Raw genomic sequence first — 15,169 nt, 5'->3', positions numbered from 1 at the left:
GAGGATACCAATGAACGCCCTCTTTCTCATGACTTCAGCCATACTCTTTACCGCCCTTCTTATTGCCGGAGTACGCTACCTGCCAGGAGAACGCTGGCAGTTTGCAGCCGTCATACCGGTATACAAAAGGTCAGACGCCAACTGGCAGGGCACTAATCTTACAGCCTATGGTTTACTGATCGCCACCTCGACGGTGGTCTCCATCCTGTACGCCCTCATCCTGCTGCAGGCAGCCGGCGAGCCCCTGGGCGCTATTCTGGCCGTGGTTATCCTCCTGTTGGCTATCTGTGTCCCGGCTGCCAGGGGCATGGCCAGGCTGGTGGAAAAAAAACAGCACACTTTCACCATCGGCGGCGCTTTTTTCTGCGGCCTCATCGCCACCCCTGTGCTCATTTTCCTGGTCAATGCGGTGCTTGCCTGGAGACAGCTGCCGCAGATGCATGTCATGGTCGTGCTCGCTGCCGTGAGTATAGGTTATGTGCTCGGAGAAGGGCTTGGCCGGCTGGCATGCATTAGCTTTGGATGCTGTTACGGCAAACCGCTGAAGGCCTGTTCCCCATTGACCAGAAAGCTCTACGCTCCTGTAGCTGTTGTTTTCACCAGTGCGACCCATAAAGCGGTCTACGAGGGCGACCTGGCCGGTGAAAAACTGATCCCGGTACAAGCCATCACCAGTGGCGTGTATACAGCGACGACGCTGGTTGCAGCCTACTGTTTCCTGCAGAGCCACTTTACCACCGCCTTTCTTCTCTCCCTTTTCGTCTCCCAGCTCTGGCGCTGTTACTCGGAAACCCTGCGCGCTGATTTTCGAGGCTTTTCGGCCTTTTCCGCCTACCAGAAGATGAGTCTGGCCGCGCTCCCACTGGGCCTGCTCGCCGCCCTCCTTCTCCCCACCGCGGGTGTGTCCACGCCCCTTATCGCCGATGGACTCACGCTCCTTTTTCAGCCGTTGCCCATGATTTCCCTCCAGGTGCTGTGGGTAGTGCTGCTGCTGCATTTCGGCCGCAGCACGGTAACCACTGCCACGCTTCAGCTCCATATAGTTGAAGATCGCCTGTAACCGCTCACCCAACAGGTGTTCGCGGCCACCCCTCAAGCATCCTTACGCAAAAAAAGAAAATGTTAAAATTTTGTTACGCCTCGGTTACCAGAAAACAATAGAAAAAAAACCAAGCCGTTATGCCACGCAAATATCTGGCAGGTACCATCCCATCAGTTGATCAATACTCTCCGTCACTCGCCAGATCCCCGGTGGCTAAGCGTCCTGTCCGGCGGTAGTGACGAATATTATCTAACGCTCCGCAAACGGTTGTCCACCAACCAAGGAGGGATGTATGTCGCAGCTTCATTTCCGATCCATCTGGATATCGGATGTACACCTTGGGACCAAAAACCTGCAAAGTCAACACCTCCTCGACTTCCTCCTCAAGACGGAATCGGAGTATCTTTACCTGGTAGGCGATATCCTCGACCTGCTCCAGGCCCAGAAAAAATGGTACTGGCCAGCCATCAACAGCCGTATTGTCCAGGCTGTTTTCGACAAGGCCGCCAACGGAACCAAGGTTTTCTACGTTCCCGGCAACCATGACCACGTGCTGCGACAGTTCAGCGGCAACACCATCAACAACATCCATATTGAAAACCAGGTCATCCACACTACCGTGAACGGCGGACGATACCTGGTCATTCACGGTGATAAATTTGACCCTGTCATTCAAAACAACCCCTGGCTGGCAAGCATAGGCAGTTCCGCCTATGCTATGCTGCTGGTGCTCAATCGTTGGCTCAATCTCGGCCGCAAGGCCGTGGGGAAGGATTATCATTCCATTTCCGCATGGATGAAGCACCAGGTGAAAATTGTGGTCAACTATATGGGCAAATTTGAAGATGTCGTCACCAAAGAAGTCCTGGAAAACGAGGTGGACGGCCTGATCTGCGGCCATATCCATCGAGCCGGAATCCGCGAAATGGGTAATGTCCTCTATACCAACTCGGGCGACTGGGTAGAAAGCTGCACAGCCATCGCAGAAAACCATCAGGGTCGTCTGGGAGTAATCGAATGGGTCCAGAATGGACACGCTCAAACCATGACAGCGACGGAAGAATATGAAAATATGTATCGCGACCGATGCCTGGCATCCTCAAGTTAACGGTGTTGTCACCACGCTGAGCAAAACCATGCACACGCTCAGGCAGTGGGGCCACCAGGTCGAGGTAATTTCTCCTGAACATTACCCGACCATTCCCTGTCCAACCTATCCTGAGATTCGTCTCTCCCTGGTCACCACCGGAGGAGTACGAACGCTCCTGCGTCGACATCAGCCCAACGCTGTCCACATCGTTACCGAAGGGTCTATCGGCTGGGCAACCCGGCGCGCCTGCAAGGAAGAGGGCATGGATTTCACCACTTCCTACCACACCAGGTTTCCTGAATACATCAAGATGCGGCTGCCTGTGCCTCTGTCAACCAGCTACTGGGTGGTGAAGAGGTTCCATGGTGCAGCCAAACGCACGATGGTCGCCCCCACGCTCATCGACGAATTGGCCGAACGCTCCTTTACCAACCTTGTCCCCTGGTCACGAGGGGTAGACACAACCCTGTTCAAACCCCGCCCCAAAGATTTTCTCCCGGGAAAAAGACCTCTATTCATGTATGTGGGAAGGGTTGCAGTGGAAAAAAACCTGCCTGCTTTTCTCGACCTGGATCTGCCTGGATCAAAATATGTTATTGGCGCCGGCCCGGCACTGGAAACCTACCGAGAAAAGTATCCTGATGTCCATTTCACCGGCATGAAAAAAGGCGAAGAACTGGCCCGCCATGTCGCTGCTGCCGATGTTTTTGTCTTCCCAAGCCTTACCGACACCTTTGGAGTCGTACTCCTCGAAGCCATTGCATGCGGTGTTCCGGTGGCTGCCTTTCCGGTAACCGGACCGAAATTCCTGATCAACAACGGAGTTAACGGCTATGTAAGCAACGATCTTCGAGAGGCGGCGATGAAATCCTTACAGATACAGCCAATGCATTGCCTGCGCTCAGCCAGGGAGTATTCCTGGGACGTCTGCACCGAACAATTCATCAATAATCTGGCAGTGATGCACTGATCAATCAGCAGGAAACAGTGTTTCTCCAGCCTTCTGCTGCCCTTCTTCGATCAATTCGATGCGGGTGACAGGGGTGCCGGGCAACCCGTGAGTGGCCTGGTACCTGACAAACACCCCATCCTTTTGCCGGAACCAGTAGGATGCGTGCCAGAAGGGGGCCAGTACTCCGCTTTTTGTGACCTCTACCTCGCACACCGCCCCCTCTTCGCTCCCCCCCTGCTGGGGACCGCAGCTTTTTCTTTTCGCGGTCAGCCTGACAACGGTGTAGTTGTCCGGTCGCACCATCCAGAAATGGAGTGCCCGCTTTTCACCCGTGACCAGCGGTCTGAGGCCGAAGGAGAGCGGCTGCATCCAGGGACGTTCATCCAGGGTGACGGTCGTATGGAGTCGCTCCCCGTCCACTTCCCCTTGGAGGACAAGTTTGTCTCCCTCTCTGCGCGCCACCACCTGATCGCCCCCCTCCATTTCCACTCTCCAGGAAAAGGTGGCACCATCCGGGGAGCAAACGGTGGTAAAAGATTTTTCCGGGCGGCTGGAACGGATAGTCACCAGTTCCCCCTGCTCCCGCAGGCGCCAGAGATAGTCCACCTGTTCCTCTCCGGTCTGCTGCCGGTAAAGCATCAACTGTTCCATGGCTGCAGAGCCGAAAACAGGAGGCGACACGAACATCCAGACCAGGCAGAGGGCGGCGATGCCCCGGGAAAAAACCTGCATCACAAAAGCTCGCTGGCAAGCATGGAGAGGGGAGAACGCTCCCCTTTGGCCAGGGTAATATGCGCGTACAGTGATTGCCCCTGCATTTTCTCAATCAGGTAGCTGAGACCGTTGGACTGGGTGTTCAGATAGGGATGATCTATCTGGTGGATATCGCCGGTGAATACCACTTTGGTGTGTTCGCCGGCGCGGGTGATAATGGTTTTGACCTCATGGGGGGTAAGGTTCTGTGCTTCATCGATGATCATGTACATCCTGACCAGGCTTCGCCCCCGAATATAGGCCAGAGGCTCGATAATCAGCTTCTTTTCCTCCAGCATCCGGTCCAGCCGCTGAGCGGCTTCCGACTGCTCTGGAAACTGGGCTCTGATTACCGCCAGATTGTCATACAATGGCTGCATGTAGGGACCAAGCTTTGACTGGATATCACCGGGCAGGTACCCGATGTCTTTGTTGGATAGGGGAACCACCGGGCGGGCGAGCATAATTTGCCGATACTCGCTGCGCTGCTCCAGTGCTGCCGCAAGTGCAAGCAGCGTCTTGCCGGTACCGGCTTTTCCCGACACCGTTACCAGGGAAATATCCGGATGGGTCAACGCATGAACAGCAAAACTCTGCTCCGCATTACGGGGAACAATGCCGTAAACGGTTCGTTTGTGGACAGCGGCAATCGTCCCGGGCCTTTCTTTAAAACAGGCCAAGGCCGATTGTTTCCCGTTGCGCAGAATCAGATACTCATTGGCCAGGAGCCGCTCCTGCAGCAGTAATTGATCGGCGGCACAGCCCTCTTCCTCCCTATAGAGGTTTTCAATCAGCTCACCGGTTTCCACCTCTATGCAGCGGTTGCCGGAATAGGTAGACTTACAGTCATTGACATGATCGGTGGTATAATCATCTGCCATGAGGCCCACCGCCTTGGCTTTCATCCGCAGGTTGATATCTTTGGTCACCAAAATATACCGTCGGTTCTCATCCTGCCGGGAAAGGTGGTAGCTGATATTCAAAATCCGATGGTCCGGTTTTCCACCTGCAGGAAAATGGTCGTGCAAATCAGGGTGTAGCGGATATTCAAGCTTCACACTGACTCGTCCCTTCCCTGCTCCGATGGGTACACCACCGTTGAACAGTTTATTGGCACTCAGGCCATCAAGTATCCGTACAAATTCCCTGGCGTGAAAATTCAGGCTCTGGCTGCCCTTTTTAAACTGGTCAAGTTCCTCGAGAACCGTAATCGGTATGACCACATCATGTTCGTCAAAATGGTGAATGCAGGAAGAGTCATGAAGAATGACATTGGTGTCGAGAATAAAGGTTTTCGGCTGTGATAGATGCATGGTGACAGTGTTCCTCTTCTCCTGAAAAACGCTTGGCAAAAACAAAACGGTGCAGAAAACGCAAAGGCGTTCCTGGCCCGGTTTCTACAAAAAGGCACATCGCGTCGATCATAAGAGGTTCAGCACAAACTGATGAAAAACAGCTGGAAAGCGCAGAATAGATCACCTCCTTTTCTCTACTCTCTGTGATATAAGATGTCAGACGAATCTGAAAACGGTACTGCTCAAACACATAGGGATACCCCCAGGCATGGAGGTTTTCTCTTTCTCTGGTGGTCAGGATTCCTGCTTTCAGCCGGGCATACTCACTTGGGTTCAGCGGGGCACTCAGCGGCTGCAGTGTCTGAATGACAGCGGCTGCGATGCCGCTGAGTTCGGTGGGCTCGACCACAGACTCAAGGCGAAAACGCCCATGGCTGCACCGGAGGACAAGTCCCGGAAGAACAACCGGCCGTAGCCTGGCAGTGAGCTGCTCAACCGAGTCCACTAGTCGTTCAATGGAGATAGTGGCCCCCAGACGAAAGGGATATTTTATCACCGCCTGCATACCGAAACGGCGCGCAGAACTGGTCAACTCCCACAGTCGGGGAGCATCCACTGCTGACACGTGCTGTTGAGGGAGACTCTTACCGACAATGGGATCGAGTCCGAGCCAGCGGCAGCCGATCGGCCAAAGGGTCGAGGCTATGGCTGGGGAAAAAGTTATGGCATAGCGCATGAAAAATTCCTGATGTGTACAGAGCGGTCAGCAGCAGGCACCCATCGCCAGGGCATTCCGATCCATTGACTGCATTATGCCACGCCCCCTTTAATGATCAGTTACAAATTGATTAGGAAAAGGTCACCCATCCCTGCCCCCTCTCCCCGGCGCGCAATGACGCAATTATAACAGCAGCGTAACCCCTTCATAACACGTGCCGTTTACATCTTGACCAGTGCAATGGAAAGCCGACAGTACAGTGCATGTCGGTACACACCGGTGGACCGGTCACAGGTCGGCTCACTCTATTGTCCCTGCGTATGGAGGAGCATATGACAAAAATGCTGTGTATTGTAATCGACGGGTTACTCCCGGAGGCCTTGGAGTGCGCCCATGTCTGCAGCCTCAGGCAACTGATGCTGTCCGGGACCACCATGAATCACCTCTACCACCAGGGGCCCAACCTCCCCCTGCCCGGCCTGGCGACACTTTTCTCCTCCATAGGCCCTGAGGAGCATGGGGTGGTCAACAACAACCAGGGACTGATCGACTCCCGCCACGCTACCTCCCTCTTCTCTCTGCTGCGGTACCATCACCTTTCTTCCGCCCTGTTCCATAGTCGGGAACACCTCCAGCACCTGGTACCCTACGGAGAACTCCACGCAAGCATGTATATCAATTCCCAGGGCATACAGAATAATGACAGCAAGGTAGCTGCCCTGGCGGGCACCTACATCCAGGCCCATCAGCCAGACCTGTGCTGTCTCTGTCTTCAGGGGGTTGATATTACAGGTACGCACTTCGGTTACCTCTCGGAACCTTACCTCGAGAGTATCGAGCAGGCAGACCAGGCCATAGGGCTCCTTCTGGAACAACTTCGTCTGGTTGGCCTGCATAACGATTATACGATTATGGTTACTGCCGGCTACGGTGGTTCATGGACACAGTCCACCGGACATCGCTCACCCATTTTCCTGCCGTGGATAATCAGCGGCCAGGGAATATGTCACCACCTGGTTATCGAGGCAGAGGCCTCTTTTCTTCATGTCGCCCCGACCATGGCGGCAATCCTTGATATTGCACCACATCCAAGCTGGAAGGGGAGTGTTCTGGAAAATATTTTTTTACACTCTCTGCACCCCACCCCGGCCCTGGCCGAAGAACAGCAGTACATGCACCTGCTCAATGAACATTGCATTCGACCGGCAGCCTGATGGCTGTCCCCATAACAGGAGATACTTCTCATGATTCGATTCGCGACCATCAACCTGGACTTCGAAACCAAAGCCGATGACATCCACCGGCAGCTAAGGCCGGCGATGGAAACCGTTCCTTTCGATATCCTTTGCTGTCAGGAGACCATCCCTTCTGGAACCGATTCCCATACAAAGATCCGTGACCTTTCCCGCATGCTGGGTATGAATTACATGCACTCCATTGTCACCCATAACCGGTCCGACGCAAAGAGCGGCCACCCGCAACAGACAGGGCTTTCGATCCTCACCGGTAAACAGGCATGGATGCTTAACAGCGGCAGCCTTTCGCTCAAAGACATCCCCGGGGAGCCGCGACAGGCACAGTTTGGTCTGATCAGACATAACAGCAACTCCATCCTGGTTGTCAACCTGTGGCTGGAAAAACAAAACAAAGGAAAACAGCTCGAACACCTGCTTGAAAAGGCGATTTTCAGCGGCCAATTCAGTGCCCTCCTGCTCTATACCAATGCGCCCGGCGTGATAGACGGCAAGGATACAAAAAAGATGCTCGACAGCAGGCAGCTCGCCCTGTGGCGGACAGGCAGCAATGACATGCGCAAGCCCCATATTTTCATCCTTACCCGCAAAGACGCCCCTCTGGCCTCGGTGCACATGACTGCCAACGAGATGCTGCCGCTGGGAGACGGGCAGGTCACTCATATGGATATCCAACGGCTTCCCAAAGAACATCATCGCAAACAGCGCTACCTGCCGCTTTCTTTTCGTGAACGATGGCTTGGTTCACGCGATGGTGACAGGGCTTTTGCCTTCTGAACCCTCCCCGACGTTCTCTCCCTTCGCCTCCCGAGCAGGGGAGAGAACCTACATCTCCCCCGCTTTCTCTGAGCACTCCGTGCACGCCCAGGCGGTGATCGTCCTGTAACTGTTTCCTTACACAAGCCTAACATTGAATCTCTACAAGAGGGTAGCGGTAGCCGTTCAGTCACAGCTGCCAAAAAACTACAGCACTGACAAGTGCTTCAACAATAAAGGCGTACCACAAAGTGTCTACACCAACAGCATTGTCAACACCAATGAAAACCAGCGTAGAATCGTTACTGGAGACTATTCTTCACGAACACCATCTATCGGTGCACTTTCAACCGATAGTGCACCTCCAAACCCAGCAGATATACGGATACGAAGGACTGATTCGCGGACCGGTCAACACGGTACTGCACTCTCCCACCCGCCTGTTTGAAGCTGCCGCCCGCCTCAACCGGCTGGCAGAACTGGATATTCTCTGCCGCCAACAGGTCATTCACAGGTATGCCCAGCTCAATCTTCCCGGCCGCCTGTTTATCAATGTGGATCCGGTGACAATGCTCCATGAACAGTTCAGAGAGGGCCAGACTCTGCAGATAATCGAGCAGGCGGGCATAGACCCGGGAAACATCATCATTGAGTTGACCGAAACCCATCCGGTTGAGGACATTGAACTGATGCAGCAGGCCATGCGCCATTACCGGGAAATGGGATTTCGGGTGGCCCTCGACGACCTGGGCGCAGGCTATTCGGGTTTGAAGCTCTGGTCGGAAATACGACCGGATATTGTCAAGATCGATCGTCACTTCATCCAAGGCATCGATGAAGACCGGACCAAGCAGCAGTTCGTCAATGCCATCCTCAATACGGCCACGGCTTTAGGGTCAAGGGTCATCACGGAAGGGGTGGAAACGGAAAAGGAGTATGCCACCTTACGAAAACTCGGCATTGAAATGGTACAAGGCTACTATTTCTGCCGGCCGGTAAGCATCCCGCCTACGAGCCTCTCGCACAAATTGTTCAGGAAAGAACCCCGAACCGGCGAGTCATTCGAACTGTTGACCGCTGAACACATCAAACGGCCGGCGGTGTCCATCCAGGCGTGCGCCACGGTCAGGCATACCGGCGAACTGTTCACCTCCATGCCGGAGATGGAGTCGGTGGTCATTCTCCAGGAAACCGAAGTGCTTGGCATGGTCCTGCGGAAAGAGTTCATGAACATGTACGCCAGCCTGTACGGCAAGGAGCTCTACGGCAAGCAGCCGATTCTGCGGTTTGTCAATCGCCAGGTATTGCAGGTGGAAAAACACCTGCCCCTGGAGGATGTGAGCTACCGGCTTACTACCGGACTGGACCTGCATCGCGAAGAATTCATCATTCTCGACAACTGTCAATTGGCCGGAACCGGACGCCTGATTGACCTCCTCCATGAAATAACCCAATTGCAAGTAAATCGTGCCCGCCACGCCAATCCCCTTACCCTGCTGCCGGGAAATGTACCTATCCAGCAGCAACTGCAAAAACTCTTTCGCCGGAATATATCGTTTGTCATCTGCTATTTTGACCTGGATAATTTCAAACCGTTCAACGATGTTTTCGGCTTCAGCCGAGGCGATCAGGTCATCCGTTTCCTTTCCGAACTGCTGGTGGCCAACATCGATGACCAGGGAAATTTCATCGGTCACATTGGCGGGGATGATTTTGTCGCCATTTTCGAACATACCGACTGGAAAACCATGGTTAATCGGATCATCAGCCAGTTTGACCAAAGTATTTCTGGATTTTACAACGGCAATATCGGCTGCAGCATTCGCACCAAAGACCGTCATGGCAACTACAGGGAGTATGACCGGATGACCCTCTCTGTCGGAGCGGTACTGGTCACCACCTCCCCCACCCACTGTCATTTCGACCTGTCAAAGGAAGCGGCCGTGGCCAAAAAAATGGCTAAAAAAATGGATGGCAGTTCACTCTATATTCATCGACTTTCCTCACCCCCGATCAATGGCGAGCGTGTCAATCTCTCGTCGACGAGTTCCTTTCCAAGGATATAGATCCATGCACTCTTTTCGCTCCCGTCTCTCTCTGCCCCTCGGGGTAAAGCTCCTTTTCGGCGTTGCACTGATCTCTAACTGTTTTATGGGATTGCTCCTTTCCAGCAATCACCTTGCCGCCGCCAAGGCAGACCAAATGGTTGGTGAACTGCTCACTGTTCGAGAACAGCTAGGTGATAACCTCCGGACAACGATCATCGATATGCAGGAAGAATTCCGGAGGCTTCCCGAACTTTTTCACTCCGACCCCACTGCGGCCCTGCTTGCAACCATTACCGCTGAGCACCAGGTCCTCGATCAATGGATACTGGAGGGAAGAAAGAGCTACGGCCCCCAATTCACCCGTACCCAAAAACGAGATATCGCCAAAGGCAAGTTGGTCATCACGGTGCATGAAGGCCGCCTTCTTCTCACAGCCGGTCTGTTTGATGAGCAAGGCCAGTTTCTCGCCAATGTGCAACAGCAGCACCTCCAGAGCCCTGATCCGGCCGAGGAAAAAGAAACCCTCGAACAACTCATCCGCGACGCCTACGCCAACCAGGATGACCAGGCCAACCTGGTAAAAAGTGTAGCCCAACTCAAGCAGCTGGTTGCCGACAAGGGGATAGAGGCTGAACAGACTCGAACCGAAATACTTGACCATGTTGACCAGCTCAACACCATGACCCGGCAAATGGAAGAGCAAAAAAAGCATCAGCAGCGGTTAAACCTCTCTATTGCTGCCATGGTGATCATCGGCAACATGATCGCCCTTTTTTTCCTTACCCGCATCATCGTCGAACGTCCACTGGGTCAGCTGACCACGGCTATTTCGGCACTCGGTAGAGGCGAATATCCTGAGATACCCATGCTCGGGCGACGGGACCAGATCGGTGTGCTCAGCACGGCCATTGATGCCTTTGGCAAAACCCTCAAAGACCTGGAGCGCCGAGGTGTTCGCCAAAAGAAGGAGCAGCAGATCATCAACCGGTTGATCCACTCCACCACTGACCATATCAACAGCCTGGATACACGAGCCAGGAACTTGACCGAAACCTCACTCACCCTGGAGAAACTTGCCCTGATCACGGAGCAGGAAACAGGTAATGCGTCCACCTTTGCTGATTCGACGGCCACGCACACCGGAGAGGTAGCCAAGGTGGCAGGGCTGCTCAGTGAGACAACCCGCAGCATCAATGATCAGATGGAAAAACAGGATGCTGCCATGGACCGAATCGTCCAGGGAATCGAAACGGCCACCCAGCAACTGGAAGATTTGGGCAAAGCCGTTTCAGCAATAGATACAATTATCAGCACGGTCTACAAAATTACAGACCAAACCAAGATTCTTGCCCTCAATGCAACAATAGAAGCAGTCAAGGCAGGAGATCGCGGTAAAGGGTTTGCGGTGGTTGCCCAGGAGGTCAAGCTTTTGTCCCTGGAGACAGCAAAGGCCGCCTCGGAAATCATGGAGAAGGTGCGCACCATTGATGGGTACAGCCAGACATTCATCACCTTCTTTACCACCCTGGAAAACAATGCCGATGAGTTGCGCCAGATAACGGATGCCATAGGCACTACTGCTGCTGCACAGCAGCAGCACATCACCGACATCGCCAACTTAAGCGTGCAGGCATCCGGCAATACTCGCCAGGTAAACGACAAGATCAAGGATGTCAACGCGGCAACCGCCAATATGCTTGAGTTGTGTCGACAGGCCCATGCCTCCTCAGAAAGCGTCTCCCGGGCATTGGCCGACCTCCTGCGCAACAGCACCGAGCAACTCGGCGCTGTTGGCCAAGGGGAAGAGACCGCGGAACCCACCCCTTCACCGACAGACGGGGGCCAGCAATTGACGCAGATGCAGAGCAGCGCTCAACAGGCCTCTGGCGCTGTCACGCCCTTGCCCTGCTGACCCGCCGAACAGGTACGCTCGCCACGGCTGCACACAGGGAGAGAGGACAATATAACCGGCAGAAATAAATACAAAAAAAGCACAATCTGCTTGACATCACCCTGTTCGTTCCAATAGGTTTATATACAAGGCAAACAGCATGCGGCGGCTTTTACCGATTGCACGGTGGTCATTGTCGTCTTGCGACGACTTTTTCCGAGGAGGAATTATGTCAAGATTCCTACAGCCTGTGACAGCCCTTAGGTTGAGCGAGAATAAATATTTCCTCGATACACTGTTGTTGCGTGGATTCACCCTGCTCCTCATCCCGGCACTCCTCTTCCTTGCCGGGTGCGCTCCACAGGTGTACTCCAAAATCGAACATAACCAGTTAAGCCTCTCAGCCAGTTTACTCAAGCATGAAGGCTTGGCGTTTATGACACCATCCACCGTCACTGGTCAGGAACAGGAAAAACAGGCTGTAGCCTTTGTTTTCTACAACACGCTCAAGGAGGAGCGCAGTGACCTGAAATTCATCTCCCTTCCGGAAACCTTGAGTGCCATTAACCGGGCGGGACTTGCGGTCGAATACGAGGATATGTACAGAGATTACAGGGACACCGGGGTGTTCAGGCCTGATATTCTGAAGAGGATTGCAGAGTCGACCGGTACCCGCTACCTGGCCCAGCTCAAGCTTGCCGGCTTTCACCAGGGGGCGAGCAATCGGCTGGGTGTTTTTGGCCTGCGCATGATCGAAACGCGCAAGGCCACACTTCGTCTCTTTTTTCAGGTGTGGGACGGACAGAAAGGAGAGATTGCCTGGGAAGCGCTGCAGGAACTCAACTGGTCTGAAGAGAAGGTCTCAGAAGAGGTGGTCACCTTGCAGACGGTTATCGCAGAGGCAGCGAAGAATATCGGGAAACGGCTGCCGAACTGACTCAGGAGGCGTTTTTTTTGCGAATGGAAAAGCCCAGTTGCACCAAGCCATCGCATAACTCCTGATAGGCTTTTTTCAGGAGCAATTCTTTTTCCCCGATACCGGTTATGGTCATGATGATATCCATTTCCGGTCGCTCTCCCAGGGTAGTTGCCAGAGACTTGGTGTAGATCTCCGGATAGGCCTCAACGATGCGAATCAGCACCGGTTCGAGCATTGATTCATCGTTGCACTCCACGGCCACACTGCAGGAAAGCGCGTCTCCCTCGCCAAAGGTCTGATCGAGAAATTCTTTAAGCGACTGGTTGATAATCACCTTCAGCTCTGAGGGAACACCGGGCATGCTGATTATTGCTGTCTGCTCCACCCGCAGAAACACTCCCGGAGCAGTACCAACCGCGTTAAACAACGGTTCTCCCCCTTGGGGAAGCCAGGCCATTTTCTCCCGTGCCGGATTCAATCCCCCCTGATCCATGATCCCCTGCTCAAAGAAATAATCATACTGCTGTTTGACCATATGCAAGGCGCGCTGGTCCAGTTTCAGTTCCCGGTCAGTACCCATGGCTATGGCCTGCAGGGTCAAGTCATCCGAGGTAGGGCCGAGGCCCCCGGAGGTAAAGAGGATGTCGACTTTTCGATCCACTGCCGCTTGAACGGCTTGTGCCACGTTTTCCAGAACATCGGGCAGGATCGTCACCCGGCCGATGGTTCCGCCTCGGTCATGGACCAGCTTGCAGAGCCAATTGGTATTGGTATCAATTATGTCTCCAGTCAGGATTTCGTTGCCAACTATGATGATTTCAACGGTTGCTGATTTTTCCATGGAGCCTCAAAGTGGTAAAAAACGACGTCAACTGCAGCATGACTTCTGCCCATCATGGCCGCTGGGTAGTCAGGACAATAAACCACACAAGCCCCTCTCCATAAAGTTTTTTTCAAGTGTGCAGGAAAAAAAGCGGACCACTGCTGGGACAGGCGTTTGCAGGACCCTTACGGCAGCAGGCTTGAATTTTATTGCTGCGGACACCGGATCGTCAAATGACGCGGAGTGCACGAAAACAAAGAAAACTCCTGCCCCTTTTGCCGTCCGCACGCTGAAATAAAAGCCACCTTGCACCAACGATGGAACACAACAGAATAAATCATCACTTTTCTCAACAGTATGGCCTGGTTCATCAAGGCCAATGAAAACACAAGAAATGGTCTGCTGCACTGAAAAGAGCGATCAGACAAGCGGACGAATACCGAAAAAATGATTATTGTTTCTGCAGTAATCCTATTCAACTGAGGTGCAATGGAATGCAGGTAACAATAGATTCATTTATTGATGATCTGGGTCCGGCAAAAATTCTCTGCATCCAGGAACCATCCATTGGACTGCAGGGAATCCTGGTAGTTGACAATGTCGCTGCCGGTCCTTCGATCGGTGGATTGCGCATGGCCGCCGATGTGAGCATGGAGGAATGCGCCCGCCTGGCCCGTGCCATGACGCTGAAAAATGCGGCCGCCGGTCTGGCCCACGGGGGCGGAAAATCCATACTGGTCGGTGACCCGAAAATGGATCCTGCCCGCAAAGAGCAGTTGATCAGAGGGTTTGCCCACGCTCTCCGCGGAGAAACAGACTATATCTTTGGGCCGGACATGGGGACCAATGAGGAATGCATGGCATGGGTAAAAGACGAAATCGGACGGGCAGTCGGCCTTCCCAGTGAAATCGGCGGAATACCACTCGACATCATCGGTGCCACCGGCTGGGGCCTCTACCATGCCATTGACGTGGCGTTAAGCTATGCTGATTTCCCCCTGCAGGGGTCACGGCTGGTGATCCAGGGATTTGGCGCAGTTGGCAAGCATGCAGCCCGTTTTCTCACCGAGCATGGAGCCGTTCTCATCGGTGCTTCGGATTCCAGTGGTTCGATTCATCATCCGCAAGGGCTGAATGTCAATGAACTCATCGAGCTGAAGCAGGCGGGAAAAAGTGTGAGCAAGGCCACCCGCGGCACCTCTGGAGACGTCGATGCCGTGATCGACATAGACTGCGACATTTGGGTCCCGGCAGCCCGGCCGGATGTCATCCGCAAGGACAACATGCACCGGCTTTCCACCCGACTGGTCGCGCAGGGTGCCAATATCCCGTTTACCGAAGAAGCCGAGCACTACCTGCACAACCAGGGAGTACTGGTCATCCCTGACTTCATCGCCAATGCGGGCGGCGTCATCTGCGCGGCAATGGAATATCACAATGCCAGCCAGACCGCTTCCATGGAAGCCATTGAAGAAAAAATCCGAAGAAATACAGGAGCGGTGCTGGAGCTGGCTGACACCAAGAACCTGGTGCCTCGCGATGCCGCTGTTCAATTGGCGAGAGAACGCCTGGAAAAGGCCATGAGCCTTAAAAGGTGGCGTATCTTTTAGCGACGATCGACGGCTTGGC

14 protein-coding genes are annotated in these 15,169 nt (G+C 53.9%); 9 read left to right on the top strand and 5 right to left on the bottom strand.

The window, feature by feature from the left end:
* The first annotated feature begins 10 nt into the window (after positions 1 to 10).
* The 3 genes from ACZ52Z_RS16575 (at position 11) to ACZ52Z_RS16565 (ending at position 3,102) form a co-directional block, all read left to right on the top strand.
* Positions 11 to 1,060 carry a prolipoprotein diacylglyceryl transferase family protein gene (locus tag ACZ52Z_RS16575; protein WP_464267883.1) on the top strand — a complete coding sequence of 350 codons (1,050 nt, stop codon included), beginning with the start codon at positions 11 to 13 and terminating at the stop codon, positions 1,058 to 1,060.
* Between the two features lie 274 nt (positions 1,061 to 1,334).
* Positions 1,335 to 2,150, top strand: a complete 816-nt coding sequence (locus tag ACZ52Z_RS16570) for a UDP-2,3-diacylglucosamine diphosphatase (RefSeq protein WP_464267882.1) — start codon at positions 1,335 to 1,337, stop codon at positions 2,148 to 2,150.
* Positions 2,107 to 3,102 (top strand): glycosyltransferase family 4 protein, encoded by a 996-nt coding sequence (locus ACZ52Z_RS16565; protein ID WP_464267881.1) that lies wholly within the window; start codon positions 2,107 to 2,109, stop codon positions 3,100 to 3,102. Before ACZ52Z_RS16570 ends, ACZ52Z_RS16565 begins: the two co-directional genes overlap by 44 nt.
* Here the strand turns inward: ACZ52Z_RS16565 and ACZ52Z_RS16560 are convergent, their stop codons facing one another.
* The 3 genes from ACZ52Z_RS16560 to ACZ52Z_RS16550 are packed head-to-tail and all read right to left on the bottom strand — an operon-like array spanning position 3,103 to position 5,868.
* Positions 3,103 to 3,816, bottom strand: a complete 714-nt coding sequence (locus ACZ52Z_RS16560; protein ID WP_464267880.1) for a hypothetical protein — start codon at positions 3,814 to 3,816, stop codon at positions 3,103 to 3,105.
* Complete coding sequence (locus ACZ52Z_RS16555) at positions 3,816 to 5,150, bottom strand: PhoH family protein (RefSeq protein ID WP_464267879.1); 1,335 nt, start codon at positions 5,148 to 5,150, stop codon at positions 3,816 to 3,818. Before ACZ52Z_RS16555 ends, ACZ52Z_RS16560 begins: the two co-directional genes overlap by 1 nt.
* Positions 5,095 to 5,868 carry a DUF1045 domain-containing protein gene (locus ACZ52Z_RS16550; RefSeq protein WP_464267878.1) on the bottom strand — a complete coding sequence of 258 codons (774 nt, stop codon included), beginning with the start codon at positions 5,866 to 5,868 and terminating at the stop codon, positions 5,095 to 5,097. Before ACZ52Z_RS16550 ends, ACZ52Z_RS16555 begins: the two co-directional genes overlap by 56 nt.
* 314 nt (positions 5,869 to 6,182) lie before the next feature.
* Between ACZ52Z_RS16550 and ACZ52Z_RS16545 the strand changes: the two genes are divergently transcribed.
* The 5 genes from ACZ52Z_RS16545 (at position 6,183) to ACZ52Z_RS16525 (ending at position 12,735) form a co-directional block, all read left to right on the top strand.
* Positions 6,183 to 7,064, top strand: a complete 882-nt coding sequence (locus ACZ52Z_RS16545) for an alkaline phosphatase family protein (RefSeq protein WP_464267877.1) — start codon at positions 6,183 to 6,185, stop codon at positions 7,062 to 7,064.
* Between the two features lie 30 nt (positions 7,065 to 7,094).
* Complete coding sequence (locus ACZ52Z_RS16540; RefSeq protein ID WP_464267876.1) at positions 7,095 to 7,880, top strand: hypothetical protein; 786 nt, start codon at positions 7,095 to 7,097, stop codon at positions 7,878 to 7,880.
* Positions 7,881 to 8,140: 260 nt separating this feature from the next.
* Complete coding sequence (locus tag ACZ52Z_RS16535) at positions 8,141 to 9,925, top strand: EAL domain-containing protein (protein ID WP_464267875.1); 1,785 nt, start codon at positions 8,141 to 8,143, stop codon at positions 9,923 to 9,925.
* A gap of 4 nt (positions 9,926 to 9,929) precedes the next feature.
* Positions 9,930 to 11,819 (top strand): methyl-accepting chemotaxis protein, encoded by a 1,890-nt coding sequence (locus tag ACZ52Z_RS16530; RefSeq protein ID WP_464267874.1) that lies wholly within the window; start codon positions 9,930 to 9,932, stop codon positions 11,817 to 11,819.
* A gap of 208 nt (positions 11,820 to 12,027) precedes the next feature.
* Positions 12,028 to 12,735 (top strand): hypothetical protein, encoded by a 708-nt coding sequence (locus tag ACZ52Z_RS16525; RefSeq protein WP_464267873.1) that lies wholly within the window; start codon positions 12,028 to 12,030, stop codon positions 12,733 to 12,735.
* A gap of 1 nt (position 12,736) precedes the next feature.
* Here the strand turns inward: ACZ52Z_RS16525 and ACZ52Z_RS16520 are convergent, their stop codons facing one another.
* Both ACZ52Z_RS16520 and ACZ52Z_RS16515 read right to left on the bottom strand, forming a co-directional pair.
* Positions 12,737 to 13,558 (bottom strand): competence/damage-inducible protein A, encoded by an 822-nt coding sequence (locus ACZ52Z_RS16520; RefSeq protein WP_464267872.1) that lies wholly within the window; start codon positions 13,556 to 13,558, stop codon positions 12,737 to 12,739.
* A gap of 69 nt (positions 13,559 to 13,627) precedes the next feature.
* Positions 13,628 to 13,948, bottom strand: a complete 321-nt coding sequence (locus ACZ52Z_RS16515) for a hypothetical protein (RefSeq protein WP_464267871.1) — start codon at positions 13,946 to 13,948, stop codon at positions 13,628 to 13,630.
* Between the two features lie 86 nt (positions 13,949 to 14,034).
* Here ACZ52Z_RS16515 and ACZ52Z_RS16510 point away from each other — a divergent pair, with 86 nt between their 5' ends.
* Complete coding sequence (locus ACZ52Z_RS16510; RefSeq protein ID WP_464267870.1) at positions 14,035 to 15,150, top strand: Glu/Leu/Phe/Val family dehydrogenase; 1,116 nt, start codon at positions 14,035 to 14,037, stop codon at positions 15,148 to 15,150.
* Positions 15,151 to 15,169 lie beyond the last annotated feature (19 nt).

It is taken from the genome of Desulfogranum aggregans, from assembly GCF_055398265.1.
This window is presented reverse-complemented; position numbering and strand designations above follow the sequence as displayed.

Coding starts and splice junctions, on each gene's coding strand:
- ACZ52Z_RS16570 (WP_464267882.1), top strand. CDS start 1,335: ATGTCGCAGCTTCATTTCCGATCCATCTGGATATCGGATGTACACCTT.
- ACZ52Z_RS16520 (WP_464267872.1), bottom strand. CDS start 13,558: ATGGAAAAATCAGCAACCGTTGAAATCATCATAGTTGGCAACGAAATC.
- ACZ52Z_RS16555 (WP_464267879.1), bottom strand. CDS start 5,150: ATGCATCTATCACAGCCGAAAACCTTTATTCTCGACACCAATGTCATT.
- ACZ52Z_RS16530 (WP_464267874.1), top strand. CDS start 9,930: ATGCACTCTTTTCGCTCCCGTCTCTCTCTGCCCCTCGGGGTAAAGCTC.
- ACZ52Z_RS16565 (WP_464267881.1), top strand. CDS start 2,107: ATGAAAATATGTATCGCGACCGATGCCTGGCATCCTCAAGTTAACGGT.
- ACZ52Z_RS16525 (WP_464267873.1), top strand. CDS start 12,028: ATGTCAAGATTCCTACAGCCTGTGACAGCCCTTAGGTTGAGCGAGAAT.
- ACZ52Z_RS16575 (WP_464267883.1), top strand. CDS start 11: ATGAACGCCCTCTTTCTCATGACTTCAGCCATACTCTTTACCGCCCTT.
- ACZ52Z_RS16510 (WP_464267870.1), top strand. CDS start 14,035: ATGCAGGTAACAATAGATTCATTTATTGATGATCTGGGTCCGGCAAAA.
- ACZ52Z_RS16545 (WP_464267877.1), top strand. CDS start 6,183: ATGACAAAAATGCTGTGTATTGTAATCGACGGGTTACTCCCGGAGGCC.
- ACZ52Z_RS16540 (WP_464267876.1), top strand. CDS start 7,095: ATGATTCGATTCGCGACCATCAACCTGGACTTCGAAACCAAAGCCGAT.
- ACZ52Z_RS16550 (WP_464267878.1), bottom strand. CDS start 5,868: ATGCGCTATGCCATAACTTTTTCCCCAGCCATAGCCTCGACCCTTTGG.
- ACZ52Z_RS16560 (WP_464267880.1), bottom strand. CDS start 3,816: ATGCAGGTTTTTTCCCGGGGCATCGCCGCCCTCTGCCTGGTCTGGATG.
- ACZ52Z_RS16535 (WP_464267875.1), top strand. CDS start 8,141: ATGAAAACCAGCGTAGAATCGTTACTGGAGACTATTCTTCACGAACAC.